The 15,087-nt window shown below is 59.7% G+C and carries 13 protein-coding genes; 7 read left to right on the forward strand and 6 right to left on the reverse strand.

Annotated elements, in window-relative coordinates; translation table 11 throughout:
• Window positions 1–178: 178 nt before the first annotated feature.
• From A9G06_RS00275 to A9G06_RS00285, 3 genes are all read left to right on the forward strand, one after another.
• Complete coding sequence (locus A9G06_RS00275) at window positions 179–1,483, forward strand: inosine/guanosine kinase (protein ID WP_005337079.1); 1,305 nt, start codon at window positions 179–181, stop codon at window positions 1,481–1,483.
• Window positions 1,484–1,663: 180 nt separating this feature from the next.
• Window positions 1,664–2,026: a DUF2750 domain-containing protein gene (locus A9G06_RS00280; protein WP_005337077.1), complete on the forward strand. Its 363-nt coding sequence runs from the start codon at window positions 1,664–1,666 to the stop codon at window positions 2,024–2,026.
• 175 nt (window positions 2,027–2,201) lie between these two features.
• Window positions 2,202–2,696: a hypothetical protein gene (locus A9G06_RS00285; RefSeq protein WP_069553886.1), complete on the forward strand. Its 495-nt coding sequence runs from the start codon at window positions 2,202–2,204 to the stop codon at window positions 2,694–2,696.
• On the opposite strand, the gene A9G06_RS00290 is transcribed toward A9G06_RS00285, so the two are convergent.
• Window positions 2,659–4,299, reverse strand: coding sequence for an EAL domain-containing protein (locus A9G06_RS00290; protein ID WP_069553887.1), 1,641 nt, complete (start codon window positions 4,297–4,299; stop codon window positions 2,659–2,661). The two genes, A9G06_RS00285 and A9G06_RS00290, sit on opposite strands and share 38 nt — an antisense overlap.
• A gap of 189 nt (window positions 4,300–4,488) precedes the next feature.
• Here A9G06_RS00290 and glgC point away from each other — a divergent pair, with 189 nt between their 5' ends.
• Window positions 4,489–5,763, forward strand: a complete 1,275-nt coding sequence (gene glgC, locus A9G06_RS00295; RefSeq protein ID WP_005337070.1) for a glucose-1-phosphate adenylyltransferase — start codon at window positions 4,489–4,491, stop codon at window positions 5,761–5,763.
• A gap of 84 nt (window positions 5,764–5,847) precedes the next feature.
• Here glgC and A9G06_RS00300 read toward each other — a convergent pair whose 3' ends face one another.
• Window positions 5,848–7,845: a hypothetical protein gene (locus tag A9G06_RS00300; protein ID WP_069553888.1), complete on the reverse strand. Its 1,998-nt coding sequence runs from the start codon at window positions 7,843–7,845 to the stop codon at window positions 5,848–5,850.
• 195 nt (window positions 7,846–8,040) lie between these two features.
• Window positions 8,041–8,592 (reverse strand): lipoprotein, encoded by a 552-nt coding sequence (locus tag A9G06_RS00305; RefSeq protein WP_005337065.1) that lies wholly within the window; start codon window positions 8,590–8,592, stop codon window positions 8,041–8,043.
• A 243-nt stretch (window positions 8,593–8,835) separates the two neighbouring features.
• Between A9G06_RS00305 and A9G06_RS00310 the strand changes: the two genes are divergently transcribed.
• Window positions 8,836–9,606 carry a hypothetical protein gene (locus A9G06_RS00310; protein WP_069553889.1) on the forward strand — a complete coding sequence of 257 codons (771 nt, stop codon included), beginning with the start codon at window positions 8,836–8,838 and terminating at the stop codon, window positions 9,604–9,606.
• Window positions 9,607–9,618: 12 nt separating this feature from the next.
• Here the strand turns inward: A9G06_RS00310 and A9G06_RS00315 are convergent, their stop codons facing one another.
• The 3 genes from A9G06_RS00315 to A9G06_RS00325 form a co-directional block, all read right to left on the reverse strand.
• Window positions 9,619–10,080, reverse strand: coding sequence for a DUF2919 domain-containing protein (locus A9G06_RS00315; RefSeq protein ID WP_042023947.1), 462 nt, complete (start codon window positions 10,078–10,080; stop codon window positions 9,619–9,621).
• A gap of 148 nt (window positions 10,081–10,228) precedes the next feature.
• Window positions 10,229–11,176: a magnesium/cobalt transporter CorA gene (corA, locus tag A9G06_RS00320; RefSeq protein ID WP_005337059.1), complete on the reverse strand. Its 948-nt coding sequence runs from the start codon at window positions 11,174–11,176 to the stop codon at window positions 10,229–10,231.
• A gap of 293 nt (window positions 11,177–11,469) precedes the next feature.
• Window positions 11,470–13,113, reverse strand: a complete 1,644-nt coding sequence (locus tag A9G06_RS00325) for an electron transfer flavoprotein-ubiquinone oxidoreductase (RefSeq protein ID WP_069553890.1) — start codon at window positions 13,111–13,113, stop codon at window positions 11,470–11,472.
• Window positions 13,114–13,282: 169 nt separating this feature from the next.
• Between A9G06_RS00325 and A9G06_RS00330 the strand changes: the two genes are divergently transcribed.
• Window positions 13,283–14,035, forward strand: a complete 753-nt coding sequence (locus A9G06_RS00330) for an electron transfer flavoprotein subunit beta/FixA family protein (RefSeq protein WP_069553891.1) — start codon at window positions 13,283–13,285, stop codon at window positions 14,033–14,035.
• Window positions 14,032–14,958 (forward strand): FAD-binding protein, encoded by a 927-nt coding sequence (locus A9G06_RS00335; RefSeq protein ID WP_069553892.1) that lies wholly within the window; start codon window positions 14,032–14,034, stop codon window positions 14,956–14,958. The genes A9G06_RS00330 and A9G06_RS00335 overlap by 4 nt, the downstream gene beginning before the upstream one ends.
• The last annotated feature ends 129 nt before the right edge of the window (window positions 14,959–15,087 follow it).

Consider the following 15,087-nt stretch of genomic DNA (forward strand, 5'->3'; position numbering starts at 1 on the left):
GCTTTTTTATGCTAGGGAACCACCCTGGGTTGGGTGGTTTTTTTATGGTGAAAAGGCAAACGTTTTTCCTTGCGAGCCTTGTCTATACTGACTCCATTATTTAAACAGGGCGACTTTTCGGGGTGGCGGATTGTGTTAAAATCCCGCCCCTCTTTCCCCCAGAGCACAGAACATTGCCATGAAATTTCCCGGTCAGCGCAAGTCCAAACACTACTTCCCTGTCGACAGACGCGATCCCCTGGTTCCGCAAAATCCCCTGTTAACCGAGCTGGGCAAAGCCTACGTCGTCGGGATTGACCAGACCTTGGTTGATATTGAAGCCCATGTGGATGAAGACTTTCTGACCCGTTATGGTCTGAGCAAGGGGCACTCCGTCGTCATCAACGACGACGTGGCAGAACGCATTTATGACGAGCTCAAGGCCAACAACATGGTGGTGAGCGAGTTTGCCGGTGGCACCATTGGCAACACGGTACACAACTACTCGGTGCTGGCCGACTCCCACTCCATCCTGCTGGGTGTGATGAGTCAGGACATTCGCATCGGCTGCTACGCCTACCGTTATCTGTGCAACACCTCTTCCCGTGTCAATCTGGACTATCTGCAGCCGGTTGATGGACCCATCGGCCGTTGCTTCACCTTCATCACCGAGTGCGGCGAGCGCAGCTTCGGCATCAACGCCGGCAAGATGAACCAGCTGGATGTGCAGCACATTCCGGAGGATGTGATCAAGGGGGCGTCTGCCCTGGTGATCACCGCCTATCTGGTGCGTGGTGACGATGGTGACCCGATGAAAGAGGCGGCCATGACCGCGGTGCGTTATGCCCGTGAGGCCGGTATTCCCGTGGTGCTGACCCTGGGCACCCGTTTCGTCATCGACGAAAACCCCCAGTGGTGGCGCGACTTCATTGCCGAGAACGTGACTGTACTGGCGATGAACGAAGACGAAGGTGAAGCCCTGACCGGTATCGCTGATCCGCTCGGTGCTGCCGACAAGGCGCTGGATTGGGCCGACATGGTGCTCTGTACTGCTGGCCCCATCGGCCTTTACATGGCGAGCTACACCGACGAGGACTACAAGCGCGAGACCACTCATACCCTGTTGCCGGGCGTTATCCCCGAGTTCAACATGTATGAGTTCAGCCGCCCAATGGCCCGTGCCAAGTGCCGTAAACCGGCCCGCATCTACTCCCACATCTCCCCGTACATGGGTGGCCCGGAGAAGATCAAGAACACCAACGGGGCAGGGGATGGCGCCCTTTCCGCCGTGCTGCACGACATGGTGGCCAACTCCTATCACCGGATGAATGTGCCCAACTCCGCCAAGCACATCTCCGAGTTCCTGACCTACTCCTCACTGGCCCAGGTGTGCAAATACGCCAACCGCGTCAGCTACGAGGTGTTGGCCCAGAGCAGCCCACGTCTCTCCCGCGGTTTGCCGGAGAAAGAGGACAGCCTGGAAGAGGTTTACTGGGAGCGTTGATCTCCTGAATCTGCAAGACGCCTCCATCGGGAGGCGTTTTTGCAGGCAAATGGGGGTTATCCCGGCTTTTTTCCCGGAATAACCCCAATATGCTTGAGTCCATGTCACTTTTACGACACCATTTGGCAATCGTATTGTCGCCCGACAATGCCGCAGCACCCGAAAGAAAGAGAGAATCCCATGAGCATGCTTAACGACAACCTTGACGCCAATTTCCAACTGTTTATCGAACAAGTCCGCGAGTCGGGTCAGGTGTGGGGTCTGCGCTATGGGGAAGACTGGGTCGTCTGCCGCTCCGCCGAATTTGAAGATGCCGACGTGATGCCGCTCTGGTCTGCCGAAGAGGACGCTCGTCTGCACTGTGTTGACGAGTGGGCCGATTACGAGCCGGAAGTGATCGATCTGGAAGAGTTTCTCGATATCTGGATCAACGATCTGGATGAAGACGATGTGCTGGTTGGCCCGAACTGGAACGCCGATCTGGAAGGTCAGGAGCTCGAACCCATCGAGCTGGCCAAGGCACTGGTTGAACTGGACGCCTGAAAGCGCCTCCATTGATGGCCTGAACGCACAGGCCATCGGGACAAAGACCGGCATCCGTGAGGGTGCCGGTCTTTTTTATGGTCGAATGGCCCGATTGATGAGTTAAAAGCCGATTTGCCTTTGCACCTGTCAGGGGGATGGTCCATCATCAACCTTTTGCCAAGGGAGGAGCGCCATGTTTGTATTCGACGTAACGGGAGCTGCGGGTGAGAAGGCCAGCATTCGGGTGCAGGCGCTGGATTGGGCGCAAGCCGGACCAGTGACCTTCCAGTGCGATGATGATCAGCTGGCGGTCGTGCTCCTGAGCGGTTGTCGTTGCGATGCGGTGGGCTTTTTCAACCTGTTGGCGGGGTGCAAACCGCTCTATATCGAGCAGTGGCTCAGCTATCTGCAAGAGAGCGGTCGCATTGGCAAGTGGAGTCACCAGACCGAGAGTCCCGCCGATGGGGACTATCTGGCCAGAGCCGGTCTGGAGCACGATGAACTCAATTCCCTGCTTGGCCAGGTCTATCAGGTGGCGGGGTTCAATCGCCTGCAAATCAACCGTTACCTCAAGAACCGCCACAACCCCACCACACTGGCGACCCGTTACGATCAGAAAGAGCTGGAACGCTATCGCCAGCTCAATGACATCATTCTGACCCTTTTGAAGCTGAAGCATCCTCAGTAAAGAGCCCCAGCTGGCTGATATCCGGTCGCAGCGGTTGCGGCCGGGCGATCAGATAGCCCTGCAAGCCATCGACGTACATCCCCTGCAGCAGCTGTTTCTGGCCAAGCTGTTCTACCCCCTCTGCAATCACCTGACACCCCATCCGATGTGATACATCGACGATCATCCGCACGAACTGCTGGTTGGTCTGATCCTGCTCCAGTCCGGTGATCAGGGCAGGGTCCAGCTTGATGTAGTCGGGCTTGAGCTCGCGAAACAGGGTAAAGGAGCCGATCCCTTTGCCGAAATTGGCGATCGCCGAGCGGCTGCCGTTGCGGCGCAGCAGTTCAAACACCCGCTTGGCGCCGGTCAGGTTGCGCTCCAGATGCTCTTCATCCAGTTCGAACACCAGATTGGCGCTGGTATTGGGATCCTTGAGCAGCTGGCGGTCAAGCCAGATCAGGAAGGCGCTGTTTTGCAGCAGGTTGGGGGAGAGGTTGATACCCCAGCGACTCTGGTTGGCACCAAAGGCCCGGTATTGGCGCATGATATGGGTAATGACCAACTGCTCCAGCCGCATCACCATATCCAGGCGCTGGGCCATGGCAAACAGGGTGTCGGTGGGCAGGGCGGTGCCGTCATTGCCGCTGAAGCGGGTGTAGATCTCGTTGTAGGCCAGCATGCTGCGGTGCAGGGGCTGGATCGGCTGGTAGGTAAAGCTGAGGCGCTCCTGTGCCAGCACTTCGGTCAGCACGTCGCGCCAGTGGTGTTGCCCCTGCAGCTCGGAGGCGCTGTCATCTTGCTGGATGGCCCAGCCGTTGATGGTTTCTGTCTGGGCGCGAGCCAGCGCCAGATCCGCTCTGGCCAGCACAGCTTCGATTTTCTGGCCGCTGCTGAGCTTGGTCAGCCCAGAGTAACCGGTACTCTCCAGCTCATGCTGATCCTGATAGTGATCGAAGGCCACCTTCAAATCCTGCCCCAGCAGATGGGGAGGAATATTGGCCACCGGTTGCACCAGCACGGCGAAATCAGCCCCCGAAATGCGGTAGACCTGATTGCCCGGGAAACGGCTTACCACCCGCTTGATGAGGGCGGCCATGTCCTTGATGTAGGCATCACCAGACTGGAAGCCGCGCTGGGCGTTGATCTTGCCAAGCTCGGTGGCACGGATCAGCACCAGGGTCGCGGTCTGAGTGTCCTGATCCCGTTGCAGCAGCTCGGTCATGTCGCGGCGAAATGCGTGGCGGTTGAGAAGCTGGGTCAGCTCGTCGGTGGTGGCCAGGTTGTTGAGCTCGGTCAGCTGGCGATGGGCGCTCTGCTCGGCGCTTTCGAACTGCTCCAGCAGCTGTTGCAGCACCTCCTGAGAGGCCGGCTCATCGAGTTGTGAGGGATCCCTCCCTCTGATCGCCTTGACCCAGGTGAGCTCCTGATGCTGGAGCATGCCATCCATGGTGCGGATGGCCAGCATCAACAGCAGGATCATGCCAAGCAGTGTGGTGGCCAGAATAATGGCCAATGTGAGCGGTGTGCTCTGAAGGGCCAACCAAACTGCTTGCAGGAGCAGCAGGGGTATGGTCACTATGGTGGCGATCAGAAAGAGGGTACGTCCGAGCTTGTGAACCATCTTGTCATCCTTGAAGTGGCTGCTTTGTGGGGGAATTTTAACCAAGCTGGCGGAGCAAAGCATGCTATTCCTCGCAACTCGGTGAAAAGGGTCAATTGAGATCGGTTAAATGTGAGTGAAACCACTTTCACAGGTGCCGAAACAGGCGAAGATGAGTTGAAAATAGATCAAACAAGGCAGAGGTAAATCATGTTGTTAGAGCCCGAAAATAGTGCCAAAGCACGACAATTATTGAACCAGAGTATGGCACTGGTGCTGGCGGGTGGACGTGGTAGTCGCCTGAAGCAGTTGACTGACAACCGTGCCAAGCCTGCCGTCCATTTCGGTGGCAAATTCCGGATCATTGATTTTGTGCTCTCCAACTGTATCAACTCGGGGATCCGCCGCGTTGGTGTAGTCACCCAATACAAATCTCACAGCCTGCTGCGTCACCTGCAATCGGGCTGGTCCTTCCTGCGTTACCAGATGAACGAATTCATCGACCTGCTCCCTGCCCAGCAACGGGTGGACGAGGTGCACTGGTATCGCGGCACCGCCGATGCCATCTATCAGAACGTCGATATCATCCGTGACTATGGTCCCAAATACCTGGTGGTGCTGGCGGGGGATCACATCTACAAGATGGATTACGCCGCCATGCTGCTCGACCATGTACGCCTTGGCGCCAAGGTGACGGTCGCCTGTATCGAGGTGCCGCGGGCCGAGGCATCCGCCTTCGGGATCATGGATATCGACGAGCAGCGCAAGATCCGCGCCTTCGTCGAAAAACCGGCCAATCCGCCCGCCATGCCGGGTTGTGAAGATCGCTCGCTGGCCTCCATGGGGATCTATATCTTCGAGGCGGAGTACCTCTACCAGTTGCTGGAGGAGGATATTCATAATCAGGACTCCAAACACGACTTCGGGATGGATGTGATCCCCCGCATCGTGGAGGAGGGGATGGCATTTGCTCACCCCTTCAACATGTCCTGTGTCGGGGCGCGTGAGGGGCAAAAGCCCTACTGGCGTGATGTAGGTACGCTGGACTCCTTCTGGGAAGCGAACATGGATCTCGCCTCCGTGTTGCCCGAACTCGACATCTACGATCAGAACTGGCCCATCTGGACCAGCCAGACCCTGACGCCACCGGCCAAGTTCGTGCAGGATCGCAATGGTCAGCATGGCATGACCATCAACTCCATGTTTTCGGGCGGTACCATCGTCAGCGGGTCGTTCGTGCTTAACTCGGTGCTCTTTACCAATGTGCGGGTGCACTCCTTCTGCACCCTGGATCAGGCCATCATCTTCCCCGGGGTCGAGATTGGCGCCGGTTGCCGTCTGCGCCGTGTGGTGGTGGACAAGGGATGTGTGCTGCCCGATGGGCTGGTGGTGGGCGAGAATGCCGATGAGGATAGCCGCCGCTTCTACCGCTCCGAGCAGGGGATTGTACTGGTGACCAAGGAGATGCTGGACAAGCTGGTTTGAGGAAGGCCCTTGAAACTGTGTCAGACGCTGTAATGCAAAGGGAGCCAATTTGGCTCCCTTTTTCATGCTGGTGAATGGCGAGGATTACTCGCTAACCACTGCTTTAGCAGCCATCACCATGGCGGTGCCGTGCTTGCCACCGGCAGCGGTCACTTGCGGTACGCCATCTTCATCGGTGTCGCTGCCGGCACCTTCGATGATGTTCTCGCCGGAGTCACCGATCCACTCGGCCATCTGCATGCCACCGTTGACGGTGCCACGGAACCAGCTGACGTACTGACCGGTCAGCTTGGCCAGCTCCAGCTCGGGCGCCTTCTCGGCCCCTTCGTTGCGCAGGTTCAGCATGGCAGAGCGCAGGGCGCCGGAGATGGCAGCCTGGGTCCAGGGAGTGTACTCGCCCTGTTTGCCAGCCAGCCAGGTACCCGCTTTCGCACTGAAATAGGCCTTGTCAGCGGCGATAAACAGCTCGCGCGCGGCGGTGCGGTACTTGGCATCGGAAGTTGCGAGGAACGCCGCGGTCAGGCCGCGGATAGCGGCAAACTGGGCATCAACGGATTGCGCCTTGTCTACCTTGCCACCCAGTGTCAGACCATCGTGTACCAGCCCGTTGTTCCCCTTGAGATTGGCAAGGATGAAGTCGGCCTGTTTACGGATAAGCTCAAGCGCTTGCTGACCCTGCTTGGTCTTGAGGTTCAGCTCGCCATTGTCACCGGCGGCGTAACCGACCGGCAGCGCGTCCTGAGCGCGCTGGAAGATCTGCAGAGCGACCAGTGCGTAAGCGGCGTCAAAGGTGGTGACGTGCTTGCCCTGTTTGCCTGCCTGCCAGCTGTCGACCAGGGTACCAGCCTTGGCATCAAAGTGCAGGGCTGCCAGGTTCTTGAAGGTGAGGTTTGAGAGATTGATCGCCAGCGAGAAGGCATCGCTGCCCGCAACCGCTTTGCCCAGGTCATTGGTCTTGTTGGCAGCCGGTGCGGCGGCAAACGGCGCACCGTCAAACACGGCGTGGAAGGCCGGGTTCTGGTTGGTGTTGGCGCTGCGCTGATCGCTGAAGGCATAGAACTCGGAGAGTGGCCACAGCATCATCCAGGCATCGCGCAGCTGGGCGGAGCCATCCACTACCTCCAGCTTGCCGATGGCACCGGCATCGTTATTGCTGGTTTCGGTCACTTTCACCTGATGGGGGAAGTAGACAATGCCTTTGGCCGGATCGTACTGCGGGGTGATCTTGGCGCCCAGTTGCTTGCCATCGAAGCCGAGCTGGTTTTGCATGATGGCCAGCTTGTCGATGGACTGCTCAGTCAGCATCATGCCGTTGAAGCCATCGGCGGCAGAGACGCCCAGCTTGTGCTTGCCATCCTGATCCATGGTGGCGGAGGCGGCTTCTACCTCTTCATCGGTCTCGGCCACGTGCATGCCGCCGAGGAAGTCTTGCGACCACATCACCTCTTTGAGCAGGATACCGCCCACCGCAGCGGGCACCAGCAGGTTGTCGCTGCCGCTCCAGCGCAGGGTGCTGTAGTCACGGAAGTAGGCGGGTACCTGGGTCTTGACGGTTTTCTCGGTCCCTTTGGCGGTCTTGATGGTGATCTGGTCGCCATTGACCGGGGTGGCGTTGACGGCCTTGGCAAACTCCGGATTGGCGGAGGCGTAGGGCAGGGAGAGGGGATACATGCCCTGCGGCACTTCATCAGCCGGGAAGCCAACGGCATCGGCCATGGCCAGTACCCGTTGCCCCAGAGAGGCCATGGTGCCACCACGGGTCAGGTTTTGCGGCCCGTTCACCAGATGCGGACCCATGCCGGATTGGTAGTTGAGGGCGTACATCGCCTCTTCGGAGTATTCGTAGGATTCGATACCGGCAGCGAAGTCGAACGGGGTCGGCTCATCGGCACGGTTGGCATCCAGCACATCCAGATCCAGCCCCAGCGCTTCGGCCAGCGGTTCACCGGAGAGCTCGAATTCGGTATAGGCCAGCATGTTGGCGGCGGTATTGAATGTCTTGTCTTCGACTTTGACGGCAGCGTGTGCGGCGCCGCTGATCAGTGCGCAGGCGATCGCCTGAACCAGTACGGTTTTTCTCATGTTCCTTCTCACCATTGGTTTTATTATTGACGCTTCTCATGACGAATCTAAATGAGAATGGTCTGCATTATGCTGTGTTGGTGGGGACTTGAGAAGTAAAAAACCGTCCCGATCGGCTGCACGTTAAACCGGATGTGCGCTGTCGAAGAGGGCGGTTATCTGTTTATTGCGATGAAAGTGTCAATGCGGCTGCGATCAGAGCAGCTTGAACGGGATCACCAGACGGCCTGGCTCCACCTTGAGGGCTTCGACCTTCTCCTTGATCCTGGCTTCGTTCTTGCGGCTGCTGTCGAGGCGATAGACCGGGGTCTGCGACAGGAACAGGGAGAGCGACTGATTGAAGGTGGGCAGCAGCGGGGTGAGGGCGGCCCCGATATCGGCCGGCTCGGTCTTGACCGAGACCAGCTCAAGGTCGCGCAGATAGATGGCGCCCTGATCGGCCACATAGTCCGGGCGGGCACTCAGGGCAAAGCGGATCTTCATCTGCTGGCTGCCAAGGGGACTGCTCACCTGCAGGTCGCCAGCGGCGTCCAGCTCGATGCGATCTGCTTGCTTGCGGCCGATACGGCTCTGCATCTCATCCAGACGGATCTTGCTCGACATGATGCCGGGGATCCCCAGCTGTTTTTCAAAAGAGACCTGATCCTTGAGGTACTGGTTGATTTCGGCCTCGCTGACGTTGTACTGGGTCAGGGAGCAGGCCCCCAGCAGCAGGGCGAGGGGGAGTAACAACAGCTGTTTCAACATGATGGATTCCGCTTGGGCAACTATGATGGCGCTATCTTACGCGATAAAGGGCGTGGAATGAGAGCCTCATACCGTGGGAAATCACGGAGTTGCTGCATTCCCGATTGTTTTTTGGCAACCGCCGGGTTCATCATCGACGGGTGAACGGAATAGGGCTGAGCTGTTGGCTGTGGGCGGGGTCTACACCTGAGCAGAGAGAAGAGAACAGAGTGCGAGAAGAGCACAGAGAACGAGGAGAGCATAATGGTTCGGATGGGCAAGGTTGGCCGCAGGGCGCTGCTGTGGCTTGGCTGCATGATGGGACTCTGGAGCCCGTCGCTGTGGGCCGAGGTGAAAGTGATCCCGGTCTTCGAGGTGCAGGCAGCGGTGCAGACCCTCAAGGAGATCTATCCCCAGCTTGGGGTGAGTGCCATGGGTAATCAGTTGGTGCTGAGCGGGACGCCAGCCCAGCTGCAGGAGGCCGAAGCCACGCTGGCGCAGATCAACCAGCCGCCCCAGAGTCTGCTTATCGAGTGGCGGGTGGATGGTGCCGCCAGCGGTCAGCAACTGGGGGGCTCAATCAGTCGCGACGAGGCCAAGCGGCAGTGGCTGCTCGATGGCAACGCCCGGCAGTACCAGCGCAGCCAGAACGACAGCTGGCAGGTGCGCGGGCTGTCGGGCCGTCCCGTGCTGCTGCAGATGGGCTCCTATCAGCCGGTCACCTTCTATCAGTGGAACGGGGGCGCCGTGGTGGGGATGATGCCGCTGGTGAACGGCCTCTATGCCACGGCCACCTTGATTGGCGATCGGGTGCAGATTGCGCTCAGCAGCGAACAGGCGCGGCTGGATCAGGGCACCATCAATCGTGGGCAGAGTGCCACCGAGGTGAGCGGGGCCCCGGGCCAGTGGCTGACGGTGGGGGAGCTCTCGACCAGCTCAGCGGATCAGGGGAGTAGCCTCGGCACCCAGCTACAGGGGGGGCGAGGCAGCCAGAGCGAGCGCCAGACCCTGCAGATCCGGGTCACTCGTCAATAGGTATCAGCCCCGTCAGTGGGGCTGATCTGCTGCATATTCCCGTAGTTGGCGACTGCGCAGCAGATACCAGAGCGCCCAGAGGCTGGCGACCAGCACCAGTGCGGTGGGCCAGCTGAACGACCACTTCTGCAGATTGAGGCTGTGCAACTGCATCAACAGGCCGCTGACGGCAGAGCAGAGCAGCAGCAGCGGGCTGTGGCGCCGGAGTCTGGCGCGAATGCTTTGGGTCTGCTGATAGGTGCCCCCGCAGGCGAGCAACGCCAGCATGGCGGGTACGTCGGTCAGCAGGCTGATGTAGAGGGTGATCTTGTCCGGATAAAAGAGGGTCAGGATCTCGCTGCCGCTCTCGCGGGTCACTCCTGCCATCAGAAAGAGCCAGACCGAGCGGGTCAGCAACAGGGCGATGGGCCAGAACCAGAGGGGCGGGCGCAACTGGCCGTGATCGTCATATCGGTGTTCGGGGTAGAGGGTCATGGTTGCCCGTTATCCACTTGAATTGAGTGATGGAAGGGATATGGGGCGACGAAGCGCCCTTTGCAAGGCGTTGGGCGTGGCGCAAATTAATCGGGGGGCCATGCCCCCCAATCGGTTTCTTCAGATATCGCAGCGCGCGTCGGCGGCGTTACAGCCAGCCTTTGCGCTTGAAGAAGAGGCCGGTGCCGAGCGATGACATCACCATCAGCACCAGTGACATGGGATAACCATACTCCCAGGCGAGCTCCGGCATGCGGCCGAAGTTCATGCCGTAGATACTGGCGATCAGGGTCGGCGGCAGGAAGATGACCGCGGCCACCGAGAAGATCTTGATCACCTTGTTCTGCTCCAGATTGGTCACCCCCATGGAGGCCTCCAGCTGGAAGTTGATCTTGTCGAACAGGAACTGGGTGTGGGGCAAGAGAGACTCCACGTCGTGCAGCATCTCGTCGATCCACTTGTTCTGCTCAAGGCTCATGCGCTGGCGCAGGCTGCGCTTGAGGAAACGCAGGGCGCGGCGGGTATCGTGCAGAGAGAGACGGATCTGGCCGTTGGCCTCTTCCTGTGCCATCAACTCTTTCAGCATGGGGTTGATCTGATCCGGCTCGAAGATCTGATCGGCGGTGTTTTCCAAGGTCTTGTAACCATCCTCGATAAGGTCGGAGAGGTACTCCACCTTGAGGTTCTGCACCTCCAGCAGGATGTCGAGGGCATCCTCCACCTCCAGCCGATCCTGGCGCATATAGTGACGCAGCAGGCGCACCAGCCCGATGTCATCTTCACGAATGCTGATCAGCAGGTTGTTGCGCAGGGTAAAGGAGACGTGGACACCCTTGGTGTCACGACCGATCCGCTGGGGAAACAGGGAGTGAATGTGCAGACCATCGGTATCCCAGTAAAAACGGGCGGATGCTTCGATGTCGTCGAGCTCTTCCTTGTCGGGGACCTCTTCCAGGAACAGGCCCGTCAACCATTCTCGCTCTGCCGTGTCCGGCTTGTAGGCATCCAGCCAGACCGTGTTGTCAGGTACTATGTCGTCAGGCCCGAGCGTGACTATATCCAGCACCTTGTTGTTGAGAATGTAGGCGGTGATCATCTGTCCCCCCTTAAAAAGTCATGGGTAATCAGGGATGGTTGCACAGGTCATGCGGCCTTAGATCGCTGCAGAAGGCGATCCCGTGGATAAGCAGATCGGGCCGATGGAAAACCTGAATGCGGCGAACTATACAGGGGCGGGCCGCGCTTGTCAGGGGCTATTCATCAGGGATTCAGCTTGTTTGTTCAAAAAAACAGCGAGGTCGGATCACCTGAGCGGCTATGCGGGGTAGAACCCAGCCTTTGGCTGGAGGAGGGCTAGCTGGGGCTGCTTGTTGCCGCTGCCCCGCTTCATCACATATTCGGATAATTGGGCCCGGAGCCCCCCTGTGGCGGCGTCCAGATAATGTTTTGACTGGGGTCCTTGATATCGCAGGTTTTGCAGTGGATGCAGTTGGCGGCGTTGATCTGCAGTTTGGCCGCGCCTTCCATTTCCAGCACTTCAAATACCCCGGCCGGGCAGTAGCGTTGGGCGGGTTCAGCCCAGGTGGGCAGATTGACCTCGACCGGAATGCGCTCGTCCTGCAGCTTGAGGTGGCAAGGTTGATCCTCGTCGTGACTGGTGTTGGCCAGATACACAGACGAGAGCTTGTCAAAGCTCAGCTTGCCATCGGGTTTGGGATAATGAATGGGCTCGCAGCGGCTGGCCACGCGCAGCTGACGGTAGTCGTGAGCCTTATCGAGCAGCTTGAAGGGCGAGTTTGCGCCAAACAGCCGTTGCTCCAGCCAGTTGAAGGTACCGCCCAACCAGGGACCATAGCGGTGAAGAGCCGCGCCAAAGTTGCGCGCCGCCTTGAGCTCGCGGGCCAGCCAGCTCTGGTGCAGCTCGTCACTATACTGGGCCAGATCCCGGCCCCCTTCATCGCCACCTCGCAGCGCCATCGCGACGGTTTTTGCCGCCAGCATGCCGGACTTCATGGCGGTGTGGATCCCCTTGATCCGGGAAAAGTCGAGTGTGCCGGCATCACAGCCGATCAGCAGGCCGCCCGGGAAGTGCATGCGGGGCAGGGCGTGCCAGCCCCCCTTGGTGATGGCGCGGGCGCCGTAACTGATGCGCTCCCCCCCTTGCAACACGCCAGCGATAAGCGGGTGATGCTTGAGGCGCTGGAATTCGTCGAACGGGCTGAGCCAGGGATTCTGGTAGTTGAGATCGACAATCAGCCCGACCGCGACCTGATCTCCCTCCATCTGATAGAGATAGAAACCGCCGTGGCTATTGCCGCCTCCCTGCTTGCCAAGGGGCCAGCCACTGCCGTGCAGCACCTGTCCTGCTTTGCCTTGACCTGCTGGCAGTTGCCACAGCTCCTTGAAGCCGATGGCATAGTGCTGGGGCTGGGCAGGGCTTGCCAGGTTGAAGTCGGCGATCAGCTGCTTGCCGAGATGGCCGCGGGCCCCTTCGGCAAAGAGGGTGTAGCGGCCGAGCAGCGCCATGCCGGGCACATGATCTGCTTTCGGATTGCCTGCCCGATCCAGCCCCAGATCGCCGGTGATCACACCCTTGACCCGGCCCGCCTCCATGATAAGTTCGCTGGCGGTAAATCCCGGGTATATTTCGACTCCCAGTTTTTCCGCCTGTTGGCCAAGCCAGCGGCAGAGATTGCCGAGGCTGATGATGTGACAGCCCTCATTGTGCATCCGGGGCGGTACCGCCCAGGCGGGGAGTTGCAGGGAACGTTGCTCGCTTTGCAGCAGATGAACCTGATCGTCGCTGACCGGCACGCCGAGCGGCGCTTGCTGCCAGCAATCCGGCAGCAGCTCTTGCAAGGCGACGGGATCAAACAGGGCGCCGGAGAGCAGATGGGCGCCAATTTCCGCCCCTTTCTCCAGCAGACAGACGGAGAGAGTGGCATCCTGCTGTTTCAGGGCGATGGCTGCACTGAGCCCCGCCGGACCGCCGCCGACGATGACGACATCAAATTCCATTGCTTCCCGTTCCATCTTGCCTCTGCGCTCTGGTTGGCCTAGGGTAATGCTGGTAGTTTACGTAAACGTAAAGCAGTTGTAAGCAAAACTGAGCAAGAAAAAGCAAAAAATCAGGGAAGAGCGTACTGCAACAAACGCAGAGGCACACTAATGAATTCAATCCAAAGAGACGAGGCATGACCCCATGAAGCTGCTGGTCGCGATCAAACGGGTAGTCGACTACAACGTCAAGATCCGGGTGAAGGGAGACGGCTCCGACGTGGAGCTCGCCAATGTGAAGATGGGGATCAACCCCTTTTGTGAAATTGCGGTGGAGGAGGGAGTCAGGCTGCGGGAAGCCGGGGTTGCCAGCGAACTGGTGGTGGTGACCTTCGGCCCTGACGCTGCCGCCGAGCAACTGCGCCATGGGCTGGCGCTGGGGGCGGATCGGGCGCTGCATTATGTCACCGATGAGACGCTCACCCCGCTGACTGTCGCCCGCGCCTTGCACAAGGTGTGTGAGCAGGAGCAGCCGGATCTGGTGCTGCTCGGCAAGCAGTCCATCGATTCAGACAACAATCAGGTGGCCCAGATGCTGGCTGCCCTCAATGATTGGCCGCTGGCGACCTGCGCGTCCGCCCTTAAGGTGGAAGCGGGAGAGCTGCTGGTGACTCGCGAAATCGACGGAGGCCTCGAGACCCTCGGCATGCCGTTGCCTGCGGTGGTGAGCGCCGATCTGCGTTTGAATGAACCGCGCTTTGCCTCGCTGCCCAACATCATGAAGGCCAAGCGCAAGCCGCTTGATAGCGCCCCGTTCTCGACACTCGCCGTTGAGGTGGCCAATCAGACCCGTTTGCTCGGGGTGATGGCGCCGCCAGCCCGCAGCGCCGGGATCAAGGTGGGCTCGGTGGACGAGCTGGTGGACAAACTCAAACACGAAGCGAAGGTGCTGCCATGAGCGTGCTGATCATTGCCGAACATCATCAAGGCCATCTGGCCGACAACGTGGCACAACTGGTGACCGCAGCCGGCTCAATCGGCGGTCAGGTTGACCTGCTGTTGCTGGGGCAGGGGTTGACCGAGGCGGGTGAACAGGCGGCAGCTCTCGGCGGCGTCGACAAGGTGTTGCTTGCCGAACATCCCCGCTTGGCCGACGGGCTGCTGGATGGGGTGGACAAGCTGCTGGCCAGCTGGTGCGAAGGTTACAGCCACTGCCTGATGGCGGCGAGTGCCATGGGCAAGGCGCTGCTGCCACAGGTGGCGGCTCGCCTCGGGGTGGAGATGCTCTCCGAGGTGACGGCTATCGAGAGCAGCGACACCTTCCTGCGCCCCATCTATGCGGGCAATGCCATTGCCAGAGTGGCAAGCTCGGCGCCCGTCAAGGTGATGACGGTGCGGGCCACCGCGTTTGCCAAGGCGGCGACGGGCGGGCAGGCTCTCATCGAGCACTTGGCCGTGCCCGAATTCGCAGGCCGTACCCGGTTGGTCGAGCGCCGCGCGGTGCGCTCCAGCAGGCCCGAACTGACCGCCGCTCGGGTGGTGGTCTCCGGTGGTCGGGCGCTGGGCTCCAAGGCGCAATTTGCCCTGATTGAGGCGCTGGCCGACAAGCTGGGTGGGGCGGTGGGGGCATCGCGAGCCGCCGTTGATGCAGGATATGTCGCCAACGATCTGCAAGTGGGGCAGACCGGCAAGGTGGTGGCGCCCGAGCTCTATATCGCGGTCGGCATTTCGGGGGCCATCCAGCATCTGGCGGGGATGAAGGAGTCGAAGGTGATCGTGGCCATCAACAAGGACAGCGATGCCCCCATCTTTCAGGTGGCTGACTATGGGCTGGTGGGGGATCTCTTCACTCTGCTGCCGGAGCTCACCGCCAAACTGTAAATTTGTCAGAAATGGCTGAGCTGTGGTGGTTTATGCGCTCTGCCTGCCATTTCTGTGCATGTTCCCTGCAAGCCCTGACCCGTTCAGGGCTTTTTCTACTGCAAGGGGGACGCAGAGTGACGGTAAAAG

Source organism: Aeromonas sp. DNP9 (assembly GCF_001728955.1).
Classification (GTDB): domain Bacteria; phylum Pseudomonadota; class Gammaproteobacteria; order Enterobacterales; family Aeromonadaceae; genus Aeromonas; species Aeromonas veronii.

Coding starts and splice junctions, on each gene's coding strand:
- glgC (WP_005337070.1), top strand. CDS start 4,489: ATGTTGTTAGAGCCCGAAAATAGTGCCAAAGCACGACAATTATTGAAC.
- A9G06_RS00305 (WP_005337065.1), bottom strand. CDS start 8,592: ATGTTGAAACAGCTGTTGTTACTCCCCCTCGCCCTGCTGCTGGGGGCC.
- A9G06_RS00300 (WP_069553888.1), bottom strand. CDS start 7,845: ATGAGAAAAACCGTACTGGTTCAGGCGATCGCCTGCGCACTGATCAGC.
- corA (WP_005337059.1), bottom strand. CDS start 11,176: ATGATCACCGCCTACATTCTCAACAACAAGGTGCTGGATATAGTCACG.
- A9G06_RS00310 (WP_069553889.1), top strand. CDS start 8,836: ATGGTTCGGATGGGCAAGGTTGGCCGCAGGGCGCTGCTGTGGCTTGGC.
- A9G06_RS00290 (WP_069553887.1), bottom strand. CDS start 4,299: ATGGTTCACAAGCTCGGACGTACCCTCTTTCTGATCGCCACCATAGTG.
- A9G06_RS00275 (WP_005337079.1), top strand. CDS start 179: ATGAAATTTCCCGGTCAGCGCAAGTCCAAACACTACTTCCCTGTCGAC.
- A9G06_RS00325 (WP_069553890.1), bottom strand. CDS start 13,113: ATGGAACGGGAAGCAATGGAATTTGATGTCGTCATCGTCGGCGGCGGT.
- A9G06_RS00280 (WP_005337077.1), top strand. CDS start 1,664: ATGAGCATGCTTAACGACAACCTTGACGCCAATTTCCAACTGTTTATC.
- A9G06_RS00330 (WP_069553891.1), top strand. CDS start 13,283: ATGAAGCTGCTGGTCGCGATCAAACGGGTAGTCGACTACAACGTCAAG.
- A9G06_RS00285 (WP_069553886.1), top strand. CDS start 2,202: ATGTTTGTATTCGACGTAACGGGAGCTGCGGGTGAGAAGGCCAGCATT.
- A9G06_RS00315 (WP_042023947.1), bottom strand. CDS start 10,080: ATGACCCTCTACCCCGAACACCGATATGACGATCACGGCCAGTTGCGC.
- A9G06_RS00335 (WP_069553892.1), top strand. CDS start 14,032: ATGAGCGTGCTGATCATTGCCGAACATCATCAAGGCCATCTGGCCGAC.